This is a genomic window from Streptosporangium lutulentum (assembly GCF_030811455.1).
Taxonomy (GTDB): Bacteria; Actinomycetota; Actinomycetes; order Streptosporangiales; family Streptosporangiaceae; genus Streptosporangium; species Streptosporangium lutulentum.
Genome location: NZ_JAUSQU010000001.1, coordinates 8,350,345 through 8,367,979, shown reverse-complemented (window position 1 = coordinate 8,367,979; position 17,635 = coordinate 8,350,345). Strand labels below are relative to the sequence as shown.

16 protein-coding genes and 1 riboswitch are annotated in these 17,635 nt (G+C 68.4%); of the genes, 7 read left to right on the top strand and 9 right to left on the bottom strand.

Annotation, left to right across the window (positions count from 1 at the left end; all coding sequences use genetic code 11):
- Positions 1 to 8: 8 nt before the first annotated feature.
- Both J2853_RS37765 and J2853_RS37760 read left to right on the top strand, forming a co-directional pair.
- Complete coding sequence (locus tag J2853_RS37765; protein ID WP_307565814.1) at positions 9 to 2,036, top strand: HelD family protein; 2,028 nt, start codon at positions 9 to 11, stop codon at positions 2,034 to 2,036.
- A gap of 23 nt (positions 2,037 to 2,059) precedes the next feature.
- Positions 2,060 to 2,479, top strand: coding sequence for a GNAT family N-acetyltransferase (locus J2853_RS37760; RefSeq protein WP_307565813.1), 420 nt, complete (start codon positions 2,060 to 2,062; stop codon positions 2,477 to 2,479).
- Positions 2,480 to 2,605: 126 nt separating this feature from the next.
- On the opposite strand, the gene groL is transcribed toward J2853_RS37760, so the two are convergent.
- The 4 genes from groL to thrC all read right to left on the bottom strand — a co-directional run bounded on the left by groL (position 2,606) and on the right by thrC (position 6,698).
- On the bottom strand, positions 2,606 to 4,231 hold the full coding sequence (gene groL, locus J2853_RS37755) for a chaperonin GroEL (protein WP_307565811.1): 1,626 nt from the start codon (positions 4,229 to 4,231) through the stop codon (positions 2,606 to 2,608).
- A 318-nt stretch (positions 4,232 to 4,549) separates the two neighbouring features.
- The gene (locus tag J2853_RS37750; RefSeq protein WP_012895270.1) at positions 4,550 to 4,750 is read right to left on the bottom strand and encodes a cold-shock protein; all 201 of its coding nucleotides are present in this window, start codon (positions 4,748 to 4,750) and stop codon (positions 4,550 to 4,552) included.
- Positions 4,751 to 5,137: 387 nt separating this feature from the next.
- Positions 5,138 to 5,413 (bottom strand): MoaD/ThiS family protein, encoded by a 276-nt coding sequence (locus J2853_RS37745; RefSeq protein WP_307565809.1) that lies wholly within the window; start codon positions 5,411 to 5,413, stop codon positions 5,138 to 5,140.
- Positions 5,414 to 5,435: 22 nt separating this feature from the next.
- Positions 5,436 to 6,698 carry a threonine synthase gene (gene thrC, locus J2853_RS37740; protein WP_307565807.1) on the bottom strand — a complete coding sequence of 421 codons (1,263 nt, stop codon included), beginning with the start codon at positions 6,696 to 6,698 and terminating at the stop codon, positions 5,436 to 5,438.
- A 14-nt stretch (positions 6,699 to 6,712) separates the two neighbouring features.
- A riboswitch (SAM riboswitch) is annotated at positions 6,713 to 6,853 on the bottom strand.
- A 343-nt stretch (positions 6,854 to 7,196) separates the two neighbouring features.
- On the opposite strand from thrC, the gene J2853_RS37735 reads away from it, so the two are divergent.
- Positions 7,197 to 7,808: a hypothetical protein gene (locus J2853_RS37735; RefSeq protein ID WP_307565805.1), complete on the top strand. Its 612-nt coding sequence runs from the start codon at positions 7,197 to 7,199 to the stop codon at positions 7,806 to 7,808.
- Between the two features lie 382 nt (positions 7,809 to 8,190).
- Here the strand turns inward: J2853_RS37735 and J2853_RS37730 are convergent, their stop codons facing one another.
- From J2853_RS37730 to J2853_RS37720, 3 genes are all read right to left on the bottom strand, one after another.
- Positions 8,191 to 8,823 (bottom strand): ice-binding family protein, encoded by a 633-nt coding sequence (locus tag J2853_RS37730; protein WP_307565803.1) that lies wholly within the window; start codon positions 8,821 to 8,823, stop codon positions 8,191 to 8,193.
- Positions 8,824 to 9,145: 322 nt separating this feature from the next.
- On the bottom strand, positions 9,146 to 10,657 hold the full coding sequence (locus tag J2853_RS37725; protein ID WP_307565801.1) for a S1 family peptidase: 1,512 nt from the start codon (positions 10,655 to 10,657) through the stop codon (positions 9,146 to 9,148).
- Positions 10,658 to 10,930: 273 nt separating this feature from the next.
- Positions 10,931 to 11,488 carry an RNA polymerase sigma factor gene (locus J2853_RS37720; protein ID WP_307565799.1) on the bottom strand — a complete coding sequence of 186 codons (558 nt, stop codon included), beginning with the start codon at positions 11,486 to 11,488 and terminating at the stop codon, positions 10,931 to 10,933.
- Between the two features lie 317 nt (positions 11,489 to 11,805).
- Here J2853_RS37720 and J2853_RS37715 point away from each other — a divergent pair, with 317 nt between their 5' ends.
- From J2853_RS37715 to J2853_RS37705, 3 genes are all read left to right on the top strand, one after another.
- Positions 11,806 to 12,699 (top strand): IS982 family transposase, encoded by an 894-nt coding sequence (locus J2853_RS37715; protein ID WP_307555729.1) that lies wholly within the window; start codon positions 11,806 to 11,808, stop codon positions 12,697 to 12,699.
- A 38-nt stretch (positions 12,700 to 12,737) separates the two neighbouring features.
- A complete protein-coding gene (locus J2853_RS37710) occupies positions 12,738 to 14,162 on the top strand; it encodes an alpha,alpha-trehalose-phosphate synthase (UDP-forming) (protein WP_307565798.1) in 1,425 nt (474 codons plus the stop codon).
- A gap of 75 nt (positions 14,163 to 14,237) precedes the next feature.
- Positions 14,238 to 15,428, top strand: coding sequence for an MFS transporter (locus tag J2853_RS37705; protein ID WP_307565796.1), 1,191 nt, complete (start codon positions 14,238 to 14,240; stop codon positions 15,426 to 15,428).
- Here J2853_RS37705 and otsB read toward each other — a convergent pair.
- Complete coding sequence (gene otsB / locus J2853_RS37700; RefSeq protein WP_307565794.1) at positions 15,425 to 16,198, bottom strand: trehalose-phosphatase; 774 nt, start codon at positions 16,196 to 16,198, stop codon at positions 15,425 to 15,427. The two genes, J2853_RS37705 and otsB, sit on opposite strands and share 4 nt — an antisense overlap.
- A gap of 178 nt (positions 16,199 to 16,376) precedes the next feature.
- Complete coding sequence (locus J2853_RS37695) at positions 16,377 to 16,679, bottom strand: DUF3263 domain-containing protein (protein WP_307565792.1); 303 nt, start codon at positions 16,677 to 16,679, stop codon at positions 16,377 to 16,379.
- 117 nt (positions 16,680 to 16,796) lie between these two features.
- Here J2853_RS37695 and J2853_RS37690 point away from each other — a divergent pair, with 117 nt between their 5' ends.
- Positions 16,797 to 17,603 (top strand): SAM hydrolase/SAM-dependent halogenase family protein, encoded by an 807-nt coding sequence (locus J2853_RS37690; RefSeq protein ID WP_307565790.1) that lies wholly within the window; start codon positions 16,797 to 16,799, stop codon positions 17,601 to 17,603.
- The last annotated feature ends 32 nt before the right edge of the window (positions 17,604 to 17,635 follow it).

Sequence of the window (17,635 nt, the reverse complement as noted above, 5' to 3'; positions counted from 1 at the left end):
GCTTCCGCGTGCCCGCACATCAATTGGCCCCCGACATAACCGGCGACCCGGCCGAGATCCTCACCGCCGAACGCGCACACCTCGCCACCTCCAGGGCCGCGCTGCGCGCGATGCGAGAACACGCCAGCTCCCTGTCCTCCGACGCCGCCGCCGACTGGGTCTCCCAGCAGATCCTGCAGGGACTACTGGACCAGCGAGTGGCGGCGCTCGCCGACCTCTCCGGCACTCCCCTGTTCTTCGGCCGCCTCGACCGCGCCGCGGACGACGACCTGCCCGGCACGATCTACGTCGGCCGCAGGCACGTCCACGACGACCGCAGCCGCCCCCTGGTGATCGACTGGCGGGCCCCGGTCTCCCGGGCGTTCTACCAGGCCAGTCCCTCCGACCCGATGGACGTCGCCCGCCGCCGCCGGTTCGGCTACCACGGCGGCGACCTGACCGCCTACGAGGACGAGCGGCTCGACCAGGGCGGCGACCTCCAGCAGAGCAGGCTCCTCACCGAGGAGATCGAGCGCCCGCGCTCCGGCCCGATGCGCGACATCGTCGCGACCATCCAGCCCGACCAGGACGAGATCGTCCGCTCCGGGCTGGTCCAGACCGTGTGCGTCCAGGGGGCGCCCGGCACCGGCAAGACCGCGGTCGGCCTGCACCGGGCCGCCTACCTGCTGTTCACCCACCGTGAGAAGCTCGCCAGGTCCGGCGTGATGATCGTCGGCCCGAACCGCGCCTTCCTCTCCTACATCTCCTCGGTGCTTCCCGCGCTGGGCGAGGTCAAGGTCGACCAGACCACGGTCGCCGGGATCCTGGGCGATCACCTCGCCCCCGAGGACCCCATGGTCTCCACGATCAAGGGCGACGCGAGGATCGCCCCGGTGCTCAAGCGCGCCCTGTGGATGCACGTCGTCAAGCCCACCGAGGGCGTGCTGTTCACCAAGGGGATCAACCGCTACCGGGTGGCCGACCACGAGGCCAGTGAGATCGTCGCCTCGCTGCACGGCACCACGCGTTACGGGCCGGGCCGGGTGACGCTCGCCCAGCGGCTGGCCCACCTGGTGCTCGTCCGGATGGAGCAGCGCGGCGAGTCTCCCGACGACCGGGTGCAGGACGCGGTCGCCAGATCCAAACCGATCAAGCAGCTCGTGGATCAGGTCTGGCCCAAGCTGACCCCGCAGCAGGTGCTCCACCGGCTGTTCAGCGATCCCGAGTTCCTCGCCGCCGCGGCGAAGGACGACCTCACCGCCGCCGAGCAGTCGCTGCTCCTGTGGGCCAAGCCCGCCAAGTCCTTTCGCTCGGCGAAGTGGTCGGCGGCCGACGCCGCGCTGATGGACGAGCTCGCCGACCTGATCGAGCGGACCGCCGTCCTGGGCCACCTGGTCGTGGACGAGGCCCAGGACCTGTCCGCGATGCAGTTGCGCGCCCTCGGCCGACGCTGCCGCACCGGATCGGCCACCGTCCTCGGCGACCTCGCCCAGGGCACCACGCCCTGGTCCGCCCGTTCCTGGACGGAGGTCCTCACCCACCTGGGGTTCGAGGACGGCGCCGTCACCGAGCTCACCCTCGGCTTCCGCGTCCCCCGCGAGGTGCTCGACTTCGCCGCCAGGCTGCTGCCCTCCATCGCCCCGGACCTGGCCGCTCCCCAGTCGCTGCGGCCCGGCACGGGCTCCCTGTCGGTACGGCCCGCGCCCGACCTCGCCGCGTCCCTGGCGCAGGCGGTGCGGGAGGCGTCGTCCCGTGAGGGCTCGATCGGCGTCATCGTCCCGGACGCCTCGGTCGCCACCGTGTCCGAGGCGCTGTCGCGCGTGGACCACCTGGACCACCGGGTGCTCAGCCCGGACACCGTGGAGGACCACCGCCTCCTGGTCATCCCGGCGAGCCTGGCCAAAGGTCTGGAGTACGACCACGTCATCGTGGTCGAACCGGCCGACATCGTCGACGCCGAACCGCGTGGCCTGGCCCGCCTCTACGTGGTCCTGACCCGCGCGGTCACCTCCCTGACCGTCCTCCACGCCAGAGAGCTCCCCGCGCAGCTCTGCTGATTTCCGATGCCATGGAAAAGCCCATGGACGTAGGCGTTCGGAACGGGCGGCTGGAAGACGTCGGCGCGCTGCCGGCCTTCTGGCTCGAAGCCGCCGAGGGAACCGACCGCCACGATGATCCTGCCAAGGCGGTCGCGCTCATCGAGCGCGACCCCGCGGCCGTCCTCATCGCCGAGATCGACGGGGAGCCGGCGGGCACCCTGATCGCCGGCTGGGACGGCTGGCGGGCCCACCTCTATCGGCTGGCCGTGGATCCCGCCCGCCGCCGCCAGGGGATCGGGACCGTCCTGATCCGCGCGGCGGAGGAGCGCTTCGCGAAACTGGGCGCATTCCGCGCCGACGCGATGGTGCTCCACGACAATGTCCTGGCCCACCACGCATGGGGTGCCGCCGGTTACGCCCCTCAACCCCAATGGGCCCCCTGGGTCAAGCCCCTGAGTTAGGAGCCGATCATTTATTGATCACAAACCGGATGAAAGGAACGGCGCCCGATCACACAAGGTTCGGTGAACACGAAAAGAGGCGGCCCCGGCACTTCAGGGTCGCCTCTTTTGTGAAAGCGTCTGGACTTAGAAGTCCATGTCGCCGCCGCCCGGCATGGCGGGAGCGGCTCCGGCCTTCTCGGGCTTCTCGGCGATGACGGCCTCGGTGGTCAGGAACAGCGCCGCGATGGAGGCGGCGTTCTGCAGCGCGGAGCGCGTCACCTTGGCCGGGTCGATGATGCCCGACTCGAACATGTTCACGTACTCGCCGGTGGCGGCGTTCAGACCCTCACCGGGGGTGAGGTTGCGCACCTTCTCCACCACGACGCCGCCTTCGAGACCGGCGTTGACCGCGATCTGCTTCAGCGGCTCCTCCAGCGCCTTGCGGACGATCGCGGCACCGGTGGCCTCGTCGCCGAAGAGCTCGAGCTTGTCGAACGCCTTGGCGCCGGCCTGCAGCAGCGCCACGCCACCGCCGGGGACGATGCCCTCCTCGACGGCCGCCTTCGCGTTGCGAACGGCGTCCTCGATGCGGTGCTTGCGCTCCTTGAGCTCGACCTCGGTCGCCGCGCCGGCCTTGATGACGGCGACGCCGCCGGCCAGCTTGGCGAGACGCTCCTGGAGCTTCTCGCGGTCGTAGTCGGAGTCGGTGTTCTCGATCTCGGCGCGGATCTGGTTGACCCGGCCGGCGATCTGGTCGGGGTCACCGGCGCCGTCGACGATGGTGGTCTCGTCCTTGGTGACGATGACCTGGCGGGCGCGGCCGAGCTGGTCCAACGTGGTGGACTCCAGCTTGAGGCCGAGGTCCTCGCTGATGACCTGGGCACCGGTCAGGATGCCGATGTCGCCGAGCATGGCCTTGCGGCGGTCGCCGAAGCCCGGAGCCTTGACGGCGACCGAGCGGAACAGACCACGGATCTTGTTGACGACCAGGGTGGCCAGGGCCTCGCCCTCGACGTCCTCGGCGATGATCAGCAGCGGCTTGCCGGCCTGCACGACCTTGTCGAGAACCGGGAGCAGGTCCTTGTTGGCGGACACCTTGGAGTTGACGACGAGGATGTAGGGGTCGTCGAGGACGGCCTCCATACGCTCCGGGTCGGTCACGAAGTACATCGAGGTGAGGCCCTTGTCGAAGCGCATGCCCTCGGTGAGCTCGAGCTCAAGGCCGAAGGTGTTGCTCTCCTCGACGGTGATGACACCTTCCTTGCCGACCTTGTCCATCGCCTCGGCGATCATCTCGCCGATCTGGGCGTCGCCCGCGGAGATGGAGGCGGTGGAGGCGATCTGCGCCTTCGTCTCCACGTCCTTGGCCAGCTTGGAGAGCTCCTCCGAGACGCGCTCCACGGCGGCCTCGATGCCCTTCTTCAGGGCCATCGGGTTGGCGCCGGCGGCGACGTTGCGAAGACCCTCACGAACGAGAGCCTGAGCGAGCACGGTGGCAGTCGTGGTGCCGTCACCCGCGACGTCGTCGGTCTTCTTGGCGACTTCCTTGACGAGCTCGGCCCCGATCTTCTCCCACGGGTCTTCGAGCTCGATCTCCTTGGCGATGGAGACACCGTCGTTGGTGATCGTGGGCGCGCCCCACTTCTTCTCCAGCACGACGTTACGGCCCTTGGGGCCGAGGGTCACCTTGACGGCGTCCGCGAGCTGGTTCATACCACGCTCGAGACCGCGCCGGGCGTCCTCATTAAACGCGATCATCTTGGCTGCCATACGGCTAGACCTCCCAAACACAGGGTGGCTTGCACCGGATCGAGCCGACGCCCGCGACGGCATGTGGGCCCACGACTCCGTTCGGCGGGCCCCATCGCCTCGATCCAGGTTGGCACTCTCGAACCGGGAGTGCCAACAAACTGTTTAGCACTCTACCCTGTCGAGTGCAAGCTGCGGGTCTTTGACCTGCATTCCACTCATGGCGAAAGCCCGGCCCGCCGCTGGAGCGGCGAACCGGGCCGCTGTCGCGAAGATCACACAGACTGCGCTGCCGCGGGATCCACCGACATTTCCCGACAAATTCACGGGATGGCTACGTCAGACCGCCCGGACGGACTCCGCCTGGGGACCCTTCTGCCCTTGGGTGATCTCGAACTCGACCCGCTGGCCCTGCTCGAGTGCACGGTAGCCATCCATCATGATTGCGGAGTAATGGACGAACACATCCTTACCACCGTCTACCGCGATGAAGCCGTAGCCCTTGTCCGCGTTGAACCATTTGACGGTGCCCTGCGCCACTTGCGACTCCTCTTACTGGACTTGAGGACAACACCCATTCCTCTCGCGAAGTCCTCAATCTCCGAGGCGGAGACATCGCCTACGTCGATCGTTCTCGACCATACCTGTGGGATGCCGTGGGGCAACAGAGTCAATCAACAAACTACTGCTTTACATGCGCTTTTAGCGCCAAATCATGTTTGGCAATCACGATTAGTTAGTTAAATGTTGCATTATTTCCCCGCGTCCCAAGTATGCGCTCACGTCACAAAACACGACACCCGCACGCGGCCGGAGCCGGTGCGGGTGTCGTGAGAAGAGCAGAGAGGGTGACAGGGGAAGCACGGAGAGACGCCCGGGGTTGCGGTGTCGCGAGAGGGCCCGGGCGCTCAAGGAACGCCGGGAGGATCAGCCCCCGGCCACCGCCGGGATGATGGAGACCTGGGCGCCGGGCGGCGTGGCCGTGTCGAGGTTGTCGACAAAACGGACGTCCTCATCCCCGACATAAACGTTGACGAAACGGCGAATCTTGCCCGTTTCATCGAAAATGCGCGCTCCGATCCCCGGGAAGTCCGCGTCCAGCTTCTGCAGAACCTCGCGAAGAGTCGCACCGTCTCCGTTCACCTCGGCGGCACCATCGGTGTAGGTCCGCAGAATCGTCGGAATCCGCACAGAAACGCTCATAATTCAGTACCTTTCACGATTTCTAGGCGATAACCGCACGGAATGCGTCAAGAGAGGGCCGGATGACGGCGGTGGGACGCGCCTGGCTCGCCACCGCGTCGAGGGTCTTCAGACCGTCGCCGGTGTTGAGGACCACGGTCTCCGCGTCGGGGTCGAGCCGCCCCGCGGCGACCAGCTTGCGCAGCACACCGACGGTGACGCCGCCCGCCGTCTCGGCGAAGATGCCCTCGGTCCTGGCCAGCAGCCGGATCGCGTCGACGACCTCGGCGTCCGTGACGTCCTCGACCGCACCGCCGGTGCGCCGGGCGATGTCCAGCACGTAGGGGCCGTCCGCCGGGTTGCCGATCGCCAGCGACTTGGCGATCGTGTTCGGCTTGACCGGGCGGATCACGTCGAGACCCGCCTTGTAGGCGGTGGAGACCGGCGAGCACCCCTCGGCCTGCGCCGCGAAGATCTTGTAGGGCTTCTCCTCGACGAGGCCGAGCTTGATCAGCTCCTTGAAGGCCTTGTCGATCTTCGTGAGCTGGGAGCCGGACGCGACCGGGATGACGATCTGGTCCGGGATCCGCCAGCCGAGCTGCTCGGCGATCTCGTAGGCCAGGGTCTTGGAACCCTCCGCGTAGTACGGACGGAGGTTGACGTTGGCGAAGCCCCACTGGTCGCCCAGCTCGTCGCCGATGAGCTCGGAGCAGAAGCGGTTCACGTCGTCGTAGGTGCCCTCGATGGCGACGAGTTTGCCCCCGTAGACCGAGGCCATGACGACCTTGGCCTCCTCCAGGTCCGCGGGGATGAACACGCAGGCGTCCAGCCCGGCGCGGGCGGCCGCGGCGGTGACCGCGCCGGCCAGGTTGCCGGTGGAGGAGCATGAGAGGGTGTGGAAACCGAAGTTGCGGGCCGCCTCGACGGCCATGGCCACGACGCGGTCCTTGAAGGAGTGCGTGGGGTTGCCGGAGTCGTCCTTCACGTGCAGCGAGCGGAGGCCCAGCTCGCGGGCCAGGTTGTCGGCCTTGACGAGCTTCGTCCACCCCGGGGCCATGTTGGGCTTGGAGATCACGTCGGCCGGAACCGGCAGCAGGGAACGATAGCGCCAGATGTTGGTCGGTCCCGCGGCGATCTGCTCCCGGGTCACCTGCCCGAAGTCGTAGGCGATCTCAAGGGGTCCGAAACACTCGACGCAGGCGAAGGTGGGACCGAGGTCGTAGCGGGCACCGCACTCGCGACAGGAGAGGGCCACAGCGGGGCCGAAGTCGAGCGAGGTGGTGTTTTCAGTGGTTGCGAGCGCCATGAAGCGAGGCCTTTCCCTCATCTTCGTCTGCGACCACCCTGGTCACAGACCGGAATTGGCACCTGTCTCGGCTGGCCTCGTCAGATTACGAGTCGCGAACCGAGATGGTTGCCGGGGCTTCGCAGGGCCGGTCCCTCCACCCCTCTGGATGAGCAAATATTCAGTTAGGAGCCTGACGAGCAGGTCTCATGCACTCTACCCGCCCCACCGTCATCCTGACCACGCGTCCCACATTTCGAGATGTGATGTGTTGCCTGCCGGACGGCTTCCCCCGAGCTTCCCCCGAGCGCGAACCGCGAGCCGCGGGCCGGCGTCGGTGTGGCGCGCACCTCGGCACGACATGATCGGCATAATAAGACAATAAGCCTGGTCAGGACGGGTGCCCGGTCATCCTTCCACGCGCTGTTCCAGGCACCGGCCCTCCGTCGCCACCCGCGTGTCCGTCCCTCGGCGAGAACACGCCACCAACGTCCGGCGTCTGTCCGGCAAGAGGAACACATGCGTCTCGTCGTGGGAATGGGAGCGGTCATCGCTCTCCTGATAGGCCAGAGCCCCGTGGCCGGGGTGTCCGACACCCCGGCCGCGGTCGTCCGGAAGGTCGCCGCCGACCCCGACCCTTCCAAGAAGAACGTCAACGTCAACAACTCCACCACCTCCGGCAAGGACGACGGCTCCTCGGGGAAGGGCGGTTCCTCGGGAAAGAGCGGCTCCTCGGGAAAGAACGGCGGGCAGATCCCGCCCGAGTTGAAGAACGTCACGTCGCTCCGGGTGTTGCCCTGGAATCCCCGCCAGAACAACAACGTCCGGATATTCGTACATTGTCCCCCCACGTCGAACCACGCGATCATCGGCTCCACCGCGTTCAACCTCAAGGGTTCGAGGCGGATCTACCGTGAGGTGGGACTGGGCCTTTCCGACAGGGGTCTCGGACGCCGCAGCGCCGGCATCTCCTACTTCGCCCTGCTGGGAGATCATGAGGTCTGCCTGACGTGCGTGAAGGTCACGATGAACCAGCAGACCCGCCTCAGGAAGATCCGAGTGACCGGCCGGGACTCCGTCCCCCTCCTGGTGCGAAGGTTCAGGTTCGAGCAGTTCTTCAACTGGGATTGAGCATCAACCGCGATCCGCGCCCTCGGGCATGATCCGTTCAGGGGTGCGACCGGCACGGCGGGAAGGGCAAGGCCAGGAGCGGGGTACGGCGTCGTGCAACCCGGCCTGCAGGAGCTGGAGCCGCCTACAGAAACCACCCGACTGACGGTCGCGACCCAGGCGGCGGGTGAGACATCGCGAGCGTCGGTCACGGTGACCTCGCCGAGATGGGCCGATACGTTGGCGGCACCGGATGCCGCGGAACCCAGATTCGCGGTCGCGGGCACGCTGATGGAGAGAGCACCGGCGGGCCTGGTGATGGTGTTGGTGTCCAGGGTGACGGCGCCGTTGCGGGCCAGGGCGCGGCCGTTGACGGTCACGCCGGTGGTCACCGTGATCGAGGTCAGCGCGAGGATGTTCCCGGTGAGGCTGGAGTTGGTTCCCAGCGTGGCCGAGCTGCCGAGCTGCCGACCTGCCAGAAGACGTTGCTCGCCTGGGCTCCCCCGGTGAGGGTCACCGTGCTGGCGGACGCGGTGACGAGGGTGGAGGCCGCCTGGAAGACGAAGACCGCGTTCGGGTCTCCCTGCGCGTTGAGGGTCAGGTTCCCGGTGATCCCGAAGGTGCCCGCGGCGGAGGTGTAGACCCCCGGCGTCACGGTGGTCCCGCCGAGCTCCGTCGGCACCGTGGCGGCAGGAGTCCGAGCGGCGGCATCGTCGTAGGCGGCGGTCAGGTCGGTCTTGGCCTGTTCGGCGGTGGCGTCGGCCGCATGGATGGTTCCGTTCACGGTGCCGGGCGGAAAGCCGGTCACCGCCGTGCCCGGGCTCAGCCCGAGGTTCCCGGTGACGGTGCTCCCAGCCAGAACCGCGAAGCTGCCCGCAGTTCCAAGGCTCACCGGCGGTTGCGGGGCGCCCGCACCGGACTGCGTGACGATGAGCACGGTCGTGGCGGGGACGAGCGCGAAACCCGCCGCCAGCCGGGAGAATCCGGACAAGCCAGCCTGCGGCGGGGCGGCTGCCGTAGCGAGAGGCTTCCCCATTCCCAGTACCCCGGCCAGCCTCGAAACCCTGGTATGCCACACCACAGTCGACACGAACTTCCTCATACGTCCCTTACCCATAGGCAGAGTTAAGGCGGGAGGTCCGCGAGGTCCGCGCGGTCCGCACCGACTACGCGGACCGCGCAGGCATGCACGGCATCTGCTTCTGCACCCGCAGGGCTTGCAGCACCTCTCCCTTCTGAATTTCCACAGGTGAACGAGCAGGTCGCCCATCGGCTCTGCGACGGACCGCTCGGCTGTCGCCTACCGGTCGTCGGGAACGCATCCGGTGATCGGGATGTGAGGGGGGAGCCGAGGCGGGTTACGGTGCCCTGAACCCCAGGGTGTAGGGGCTGGAGCCGTTGGAGGCGACCACTCGGTAGCGGTAGTAACCGGGGGTGCCGGTGTAGGTGATCTTCTCGTCCGGGCCCGCACTTTCGGAGGTCGCGACAGTAGGCCAGGTCGTGCCGTTCCACTTCTGCAGATACAGGTCGAAGTCGACGCCCACATTGGCGTCCAGGCAGCCGGTATGGACGCCTGCGGCGGTCGACTGGTAGTAGCGGTTGCTGGGCTGGTAGGCCGACTGGCCCTTGGTCAGGGTGCCGGTGACGGTGTTCGGGTAGCCGGTGCAGGTGCCCGTGGTCGGCGGCGGGGGGTTGCCCGCGGTGGTTCTCAGGGACAGGCCGTAGGCGGTGAGGATCTCGCCGATCGGCTGGAAGTAGGTGGTGCCGCCCGAGCTGCAGTCGCCGGTGCCGCCGGAGGTGACTCCCTGGGCCTGGTCGATGGAGATGAAGGCGCCGCCCGAGTCGCCGGGTTCGGCGCAGACGTTGGTGCGGGTCAGCTGGAAAATGGTGCCTTGGGGGTAGGTGACGCTGGCGTCGCGCTGCTGGATGAGGCCGCAGTGAAAGTCGGTGGTGGAGCCGGACCGGCAGACCGAGGCGCCCTCGATCGCGACGCGGGCGCCGGCGACGGGTATGGTGCCGCCCTCGCCGTTGTTCACCGCCGGCTGGGCCGTCCAGTTGGCGTTGGTGGCGATCCAGGAGTAGTCGCTGCCGGGGAAGGTCGATCCCTGGAAGACGCCCTGGGCGATCCGGTTGAAGCCGGTGGTGGTGGCACCGGTCTTGCCGCAGTGGCCGGCGCTGACGAAACCGCTCTGGGCGCCCTTGACCACGGGAAAACCGATCGAGCAGCGGCTGGTGACGCCGATGTAGTAGGCGTCGCCGCCCACCAGGTCATACAAGGGCTGGGGGACCTCGGTGGAGGGCAGCACGATCACCGCCTCGGTGTCCACGCCGGCGCTCTCGACGACGATCTGGGCCTCGTCGGGTTTCGGGGCCAGGACGACCACCTTGTTGCGCTTGACGTCGACGTAGCGCGCGCTCGACACCAGCGGATTCGCGGGCAGACTCTGGTCGATCTGCTTCTTGATCGTGGCCAGTTCCGCCAGCGACCTGGTGACGACCTCGGCCTGGGCGCCCGCGGCGAGGATCACGGGGATGTCGGCGGCGCTGGTGGTGGCCACCACCAGCGCTTGTGCGCTGTTTCCCCGCAGCCAGGAGCCACCGTAGCGGGGGCCGAGCCTGGTGCTCATCTGCGCCGCGATCGGGGTCAGGCGGGCCTCGTTCAGAATGCGGGCCTCGGCCTGCGCCTCGCTGAGATTCAGGTCGCGCTGGAGCGCCTCCACCATGCCCGGCGGCGGTTTCAGCGCGGCCGGAGCGGCCGCGGCGACCGGGGGGCCCGCTGCCCGGCGTTCGGCGCCGGCCGGAACCGCGGCCAGGGTAAGTGCGGTGATCGACAGAACGCATCCCGTGGTAACGACATGTCTGCGGGACATGGGGTCTCTCCTCGACCTCGGCTTTCACAGCATGAGGGGGGGAGATCACCCCGTATCGCAGGTTGATCATGCGATGTGGGCAACGCCACCCTAATTCAGCCGTTGCCGTTCGGGGCCGCAAAAGCCGCGCGCCACGCGGGCGGTGTTTTTAGAGCGGGGCCCACCGGAGCGCCGGCCTTCCGAAAAAGGGTCTGCCGGTGCGCTCCGGCTCCTGCGGAGGAACCTCCGCAAACCGGCTCGACCCGCCCCGGGCTCCCCGCCACCCCGTCGAGGTCAGAAACCGTAGGCGTCGCCCAGAGCTCCTTGGACGTATTTGCGCGCCTGATGGATGCGGGACTTGGCGGTGCCGAGCGGGATGCGGAGCTGCTCGGCCACCTCGCTGTAGTCGAGCTGGCAGATGTCACGCAGCACCAGCGCCTGGGCCAGATCGGGCTTTTCGGCCTCCAGCGCCTCCATCGCGTCGAGCAGGTCCAGCCTGGAACCGGCGATCACACTCACCCTGGCGACATCGGGCTTCTGCAGAAGCAGATCGTCCGATCCCTGCTCGGCTGAACGTCGCTTCATCGAGCGATAGGTGGTCCTGGCGCAGTTGGCGGTCACGATGTGCAGCCAGGTGCTGAACCGGGCACGCCCCTCGAAGCGGCCGATGTTGCGCGCCACCGCCAGCAACGTGTCCTGGCAGGCCTCTTCGGCGTCCTGCCGGTAGGGGAGGATCCGCCCGCAGTGCCGCAGCACGTCCGGCTCGATCCGCTTCAGCAGCTCGCCCAGTGCCCGGTGATCACCTTGGGCGGCCCCGCGGGCCAGTTCCTCGGTCGTCTCGTCCAGCGCCATCGCGGACCCCCATCAGCGGTCACAGTCGCTGGACATCCTACGGTCGGAAGCCACATTCGTTAACGTCCCCATCGACCGGAACCCCGCCCAAATCGGCCCCGCCCCAGCTCCAAGGGCAGCGCAGAAACATTGCATATCCACCAACCTAATGACAAGAGCTGACACAATCTGATCGACGCCATTCTTCCCTGGCCTGAAGTCCAGAGCATCCTGGTGACGTCCCGGTTAACCTTCAGGACAGGCGTGTCCCTAGACGAGTAAGTCCGATGTCTGGGGCCGGTGACCGGGCATGAAGAGAGGGCGTTCAAGATCATGTTGTGACGCAAGACCTGAACACCCTCTTGACCGCACTATATGTGAAGATCGACGACAAGATCGGAGGAAGCCGATCGATGGGCAGGCCGCCGCTGCTCAGCGACTCCGAGCTCGTCTGCCTAGCGGTGGCCCAGGCGCTGCTCGGTCACCACTCCGAGGCCCGCTGGCTGCGCTTCGCCCGCACGCACCTGTCCGGCATGTTCCCGTACCTGCCGCAGCAGTCGGGCTACAACAAACGCCTGCGCGCGGCATTGCCCCTGGTCAAGCAGATGATCCGGGAGCTGGCCACCGACAGCGACTTTTGGTTCGACAACCACTGGATCGTTGACTCCACACCGGTGCCGTGCGGGATGTCGCGCCCAACCGTGCAGCGCTCGAACCTGGCCGGCTGGGCCGGCTATGGCTACTGCGCCTCACACTCCCGGTTCTTCTGGGGCCTGCGGCTGTATCTGGTGTGCACCCCGACCGGCATGCCGATCTTATGGGCGCTGGCCAACCCGAAGATCGGCGAGCGGGAGGTGCTGGCCGCGATGCTCGAGGTCGATGCCGGCCTGATCGCCGAACGCGAGGGCATTCTGCTCATCTGCGACAAGGGTTTCGCCTCCAAGCCTTTTGAGAAGGAACTCGCCGCCCACGGCATCGACCTGCTGCGTCCCTCCCGCAAGCGGGAGAAACAGCGGCACGGCGAGCCAATGCTCAAGAAGGTCCGCCAGCTCATCGAGTCGGTCAACGACACTCTCAAAGGCCAACTCGACCTGGAACAACACGGCGGACGGACCTTCGAGGGCGTCGCCGTCCGCGTCGCCCAGCGCATCCTGGCGATGGCCGCGGCAATCTGGCACAACAACAAGACCGGAGCCCCGGTCACCCGCTCGCTGATCGCCTACGACCACTGATCACATCGGACTTACTCGTCTAGGTGAAGAGGACCTGAATGAACGCGATCCTGGTCGCTTCGAACCGCGGCCCCGTCTCTTTTACCCTCGCCGAGGACGGCTCGCTGTCCATGCGCAGGGGCGGCGGCGGCCTCGTCTCCGGCCTGTCGGAGGTCGCCAAAGATCTCAACGTCCTCTGGGTCTGCGCCGCGCTCTCCGACGGCGACCGCGGTGCCGTACGGCTGGCGCCCGGCGGCCGGCTGGACCAGGCCGGTTACGACACCGGAGCGCTGCGGATGCTCGACATCCCGCCGGCGACCTTTCACCGGGCCTACAACGCGGTCGCCAACTCGACCCTCTGGTTCGTCCACCATCTTCTCTACGACACCCCCAACATGCCGCACTTCGACGCCAGGTTCCGCCGGGAGTGGGAGTCGTACCGGACCTACAACGAGGCGTTCGCGATGGCCCTGGCCGAGGAGGCCGCGCACGGGGCGAGGGTGATGGTGCAGGACTACCACCTGAGCCTGGTCCCGGCCATGCTCAGGGGCGAGCGTCCCGACCTGCGGGTGGCCCACTTCTCGCACACTCCCTGGGCGCCGCCGGAGTACTTCACCCTGCTCCCCGACGACGTCGGGACCGAGCTGCTGGAGGGCATCCTGGGCGCGGACCACGCGGGCTTCCTGACCGCGCGCTGGGCCGGGGCCTTCATCGACTGCTGCGAGACGGTGCTCGGCGCCCAGGTGGACCGCCGGAGCCGTACGGTCACCCATGCCGGCAGGACCACCCGCATCGGCGTGCACAGCCTGGGCGTGGACGGCGAGGCGCTCTGGACACGGGCGTCGGAACCCGACGTCGAATCGCACATGGCCGCCCTCCGCGACCAGGTCGGCGACCGCATGCTGATCGTGCGGATCGACAGGACGGAGCTGTCCAAGAACATCGTCAGGGGCCTGGCCGCCTACCGGGAGTTCCTCGCGACCCACCCGGAGTGGCACGGCCGGGTCGTCCACCTCGCCTTCGCCTACCCGTCCCGGCACGACCTGCCCGAATACCGCGAATACACCGCGGCGGTGCAGCGCAGTGCCAAGGAGATCGAGGACGAATACGGCACCGAGGACTGGGACCCGCTGATCCTCAACGTGAACGACGACTACCCGCGCTCGCTGGCCGCCTACCGGCTGGCCGACGTGCTGCTGGTCAACCCGATCCGCGACGGCATGAACCTGGTGGCCAAGGAGGGGCCCATCCTGTCGCCTCGCAGCGCGCTGATCCTGTCCCGGGAGGCGGGAGCCGCCGCCGAGCTGGGCGAGCACGCGCTGACGGTCAACCCCTACGACGTCTCGGCCACGGCCTCCGCCCTCTTCGAGGGCCTGCTCATGTCCGAGGGCGAACGCGTCAGGCGGGGCACCCTCCTGGCCGCCGCGGCCACCGCGCTCCCTCCGCACCTCTGGTTCGCGGACCAGCTCGCCGCTCTCAAGTAATCCACCCAGACAGGCGCTTTCGCATGCCATGAGATAGCTTTTGCCGGTATTTCATTTTCATACTCGGGGGAACCAGTGGCCGCCATCGCGCTCGTCAGGCTGACTCGTGATCGCGCGACCTGGCTGATCTACCTCCAGCTCGGCATCTTCGCCACCTACCTGTACGGCCTCAGCGCCGCTCTCCCGCTGCTCCGCATCGACCAGGGCGTGTCGCAGACGGTCGCCGGATTGCACGGCACCTCGATGGCCGTCGGCGGCATCCTCACCGGACTCGCCCTCCCCTGGCTGACCCGGAGGATCGGCCGCCGGGCCGTCACCTGGACGGGACTCGCCGGGGTGAACGTCGGAGTGATGCTGGTGATGCTCGGCGACGCGCTGCCGGTCACCCTTCTCGGATACGGCATCGCCAGCGGGATGGGCTCGATCACCCTCTACGCGGGCATGGCCGCGCTCGACGACCACCACGGCCCGGCCGGCGCGGCGGCGATCAGCGAGGCGAACGCCGTCGGGGTGACCGTCGGCATCGGGGCGTCGTTCGTCATCAGCTTCGCCGCGCAGAGCGCGCTCGGCTGGCGGGCCGCGCTGCTGATGACCCCGATCCTGACCGCGCTGCTCGCGCTGGCCATGGGCCGCGTCTGGATCCCCGAGCGCGAGAGCACCGGCGTCCCCACCGGCCCGGCGGCCAAGGCGCGGTTCAGCCGGCGGTTCTACGTCGCGGCGGCGGTGCTGTTCTGCTGTGTCGCCCTGGAGTTCTGCTTCAACCTGTGGGCGGCGAAACTGGTCGCCGACCGGACCGGGCTGTCGGCGGCGATGGCGGCGATCGGGCTGACCGCGTTCACCGCCGGCCTCGCGGCCGGGCGGTTCGCCGGTGCGCGGCTGGCCCTGTGGATGGCGCCCACGACCCTGTTCGTCTGCGCGCTCGCGCTCACCGCGGCCGGGTGGGCGGTCTTCTGGCTGAGCGAGGAGCCCGTGCTCTCCTACGCCGGCCTGGCCGTCTCCGGACTCGGGGCCTCGCTGCACTTCCCGCTGGCGCTCTCCCGGGTGCTGGCCGCCTCGGACGGGCGAGCGGATCAGGCCACGGCCACGGCCTCCGTCTTCTCCAGCGTCGCGGTGGGCGTGGGACCGTTCCTGCTGGGCGCGCTGGGCGACGCGTTCGGCACCCACCAGGCGTTCCTCATGGTTCCCGCCCTGATCGGGCTGGCCGTCGGCGGGATCCTGGCCGGCTCCGGGCGGCATGCCGGGGCCCATGCTCCCGCTGGGGGCTAGGCCCCGATCGAATCAGCGATCGAGCGGAGAAGTCCCATCACCCCGTCGGGGCCGTTCACGACGATGTCGGCCTCCACCACGATCTCGGACGACCCGCTGAACACCGTCACCCCCGGCAGCCCGGAAGCACGCACGGCCGCGAACGCCGCCAGGTCTCCCAGATCGTCACCCGCGAACAGCACCGACCGCGCCTGTCGCTCCCTCAGGAAGGCGCTCAGCGCCACTCCCTTGTCCATCCCCGGCGGACGCAGCTCCAGCACGAACTTGCCCGGCTCGACCGCCAGCCCCGCCTCGGCCGCCAGCGTGGCGACCGGCTCGCGCAGAGCGTCGAGGGCGAGCTGCGGGTCGGCGCTCTGCCGCGTGTGCACGGCCACCGCCCGCTCCTTGTCCTCGATCCTGGCGCCGTCGAACCCCGCGACCAGTGGGACGAGCGCGTCCCGGACCCTGGCCAGACCCGGATGGACGGGCGGCGCGGAGAGCCTGCCCGCCTCCCAGCGTTCGAGGCCGTAGTGGCCGAGCACGACCAGCCCCGGCACCTCCGCCAGGGAACCGTACTCGACGGCGACGGCGGCCGGACGCCCCGTCACGATCACCACGGCGCCGACCAGGTCACCGAGCCTGGCCAGCACCCCGGGACCGTCCGGATGGATCCTGGCCGCCGCGGGGTCGGGCACGATCGGTGACAGGGTGCCGTCGAAGTCGAGTCCGATCACCGCCCCCGCGGGATCGGCGACGATCGCTCTCAGTCCCTCGGTCGTGTCCGGGGTCACGATCGCTCGACCTCTCGTCGGCTCCGCCGTCCTGATTCGCTCACCGGGCTCGCTCCTCGCAGATGAACCGCCTGCCGGACCAGCCGTACCCAGAGATCAAGGACATAAGCCCGATCAACGGACATATCTAGAGATCACGGACGCAAGCCCGGACCACCGGGCCGACCGCGGCCGGAGATCAGGGATTCAGGCCCAGCCGCCGGGCGGCGCGGTCGCGCCGGCGCGTCTCACGGAGCCGGCGCAGGCGCTTGACCAGCATCGGATCGTGGGCGAGCGCCTGGGGTAAGTCGATGAGCTCGCCGAGCAGCTGGTAGTAACGGGTGGCGGAGACGTCGAAGGCCTCACGGATCGCCTGCTCCTTCGCGCCCGCGTAGCGCCACCACTGGCGTTCGAAGGCGAGCAGTTCCCGCTCCCTGTCCGTGAGAGCGCGCGGGATCGGTTCAGGGGCAGCACTGTCACCGGGGATCGGTGCGGTGTCCATTGCTTTCCTCCTCGGTCGGACCCACGGTGACCACACCGCGAGCACGCGGCCCGAAGTCAGGATAGTCCGAAATTTCCTCCTGTTCATGACGGATCCAGCGACGTACAGTCACCAAGTGTGACCTCTGTCATCAGCCTTCTCACTGATTACGGCCTCGAAGACGGCTACGTCGCCGCGTGCCACGGCGTCATCGTCGGAATCTCTCCGGAGTCGCGGATCATCGACGTGTGCCACCTGGTCCCCTCCGGGGACGTACGGCGCGGCGCCGCGATCCTGGCCCAGACGATCGCCTACCTTCCGCCGGGCGTGCACATCGCCGTGGTGGACCCCGGGGGCGGCGGCTCGCGCAGAGCCGTGGCGGTCGAGGCGGGCGACCACGTCTTCCTGGGCCCGGACAACGGCCTGCTGTCGTGGGCGATCCACGCCAGCGGCGGCGCGAGGGTCGCCCACGAGCTGACCAACGAGGCCTTCTTCCTGAAACCGGTCTCGCCCACCTTCCACGGACGCGATCTCTTCGCGCCCGTGGCGGCGCACCTGGCCATCGGGCGCGACCTCGCCGAGCTCGGGCCGGAGATCCCGCTGAACCGGCTGGTCTCGCTGCCCGCGCCGACCTCGCTGGTGCAGGAGGGCACGGCCGAGGGCGAGGTGCTGTCGGTGGACCACCACGGCAACGCCCAGCTGTCGATCAACGCGGGCGATCTGGCCACGCTGGGCGTGCGCCCGGGAGACACGCTGGTGGTCTGGCTGGGCAGGCGGCGGGTGGCCGTGCCGTTCAAGGAGACGTTCGCCGCGGTGCCCCCGGGAGAGCTGGTCACCTTCATCGACTCGGCCGGGCTGGTCGCCCTGGCGGTCAACGCCGGCGACGCCTCCCAGCGGCTCGGCCTCCCGCCGGGAGCCCACGTACGACTATCTCTTGTGCCATGACATGTGTAATTAAAGTGACCTAAGGGAAATCA

Bases quoted from the DNA above. Each gene is read 5' to 3' on its own strand.
- J2853_RS37725 (WP_307565801.1), bottom strand. From the start codon at position 10,657: ATGTCCCGCAGACATGTCGTTACCACGGGATGCGTTCTGTCGATCACC.
- J2853_RS37720 (WP_307565799.1), bottom strand. From the start codon at position 11,488: ATGGCGCTGGACGAGACGACCGAGGAACTGGCCCGCGGGGCCGCCCAA.
- J2853_RS37735 (WP_307565805.1), top strand. From the start codon at position 7,197: ATGCGTCTCGTCGTGGGAATGGGAGCGGTCATCGCTCTCCTGATAGGC.
- J2853_RS37745 (WP_307565809.1), bottom strand. From the start codon at position 5,413: ATGAGCGTTTCTGTGCGGATTCCGACGATTCTGCGGACCTACACCGAT.
- J2853_RS37730 (WP_307565803.1), bottom strand. From the start codon at position 8,823: ATGGGGAAGCCTCTCGCTACGGCAGCCGCCCCGCCGCAGGCTGGCTTG.
- J2853_RS37760 (WP_307565813.1), top strand. From the start codon at position 2,060: ATGGACGTAGGCGTTCGGAACGGGCGGCTGGAAGACGTCGGCGCGCTG.
- thrC (WP_307565807.1), bottom strand. From the start codon at position 6,698: ATGGCGCTCGCAACCACTGAAAACACCACCTCGCTCGACTTCGGCCCC.
- J2853_RS37695 (WP_307565792.1), bottom strand. From the start codon at position 16,679: ATGGACACCGCACCGATCCCCGGTGACAGTGCTGCCCCTGAACCGATC.
- J2853_RS37710 (WP_307565798.1), top strand. From the start codon at position 12,738: ATGAACGCGATCCTGGTCGCTTCGAACCGCGGCCCCGTCTCTTTTACC.
- groL (WP_307565811.1), bottom strand. From the start codon at position 4,231: ATGGCAGCCAAGATGATCGCGTTTAATGAGGACGCCCGGCGCGGTCTC.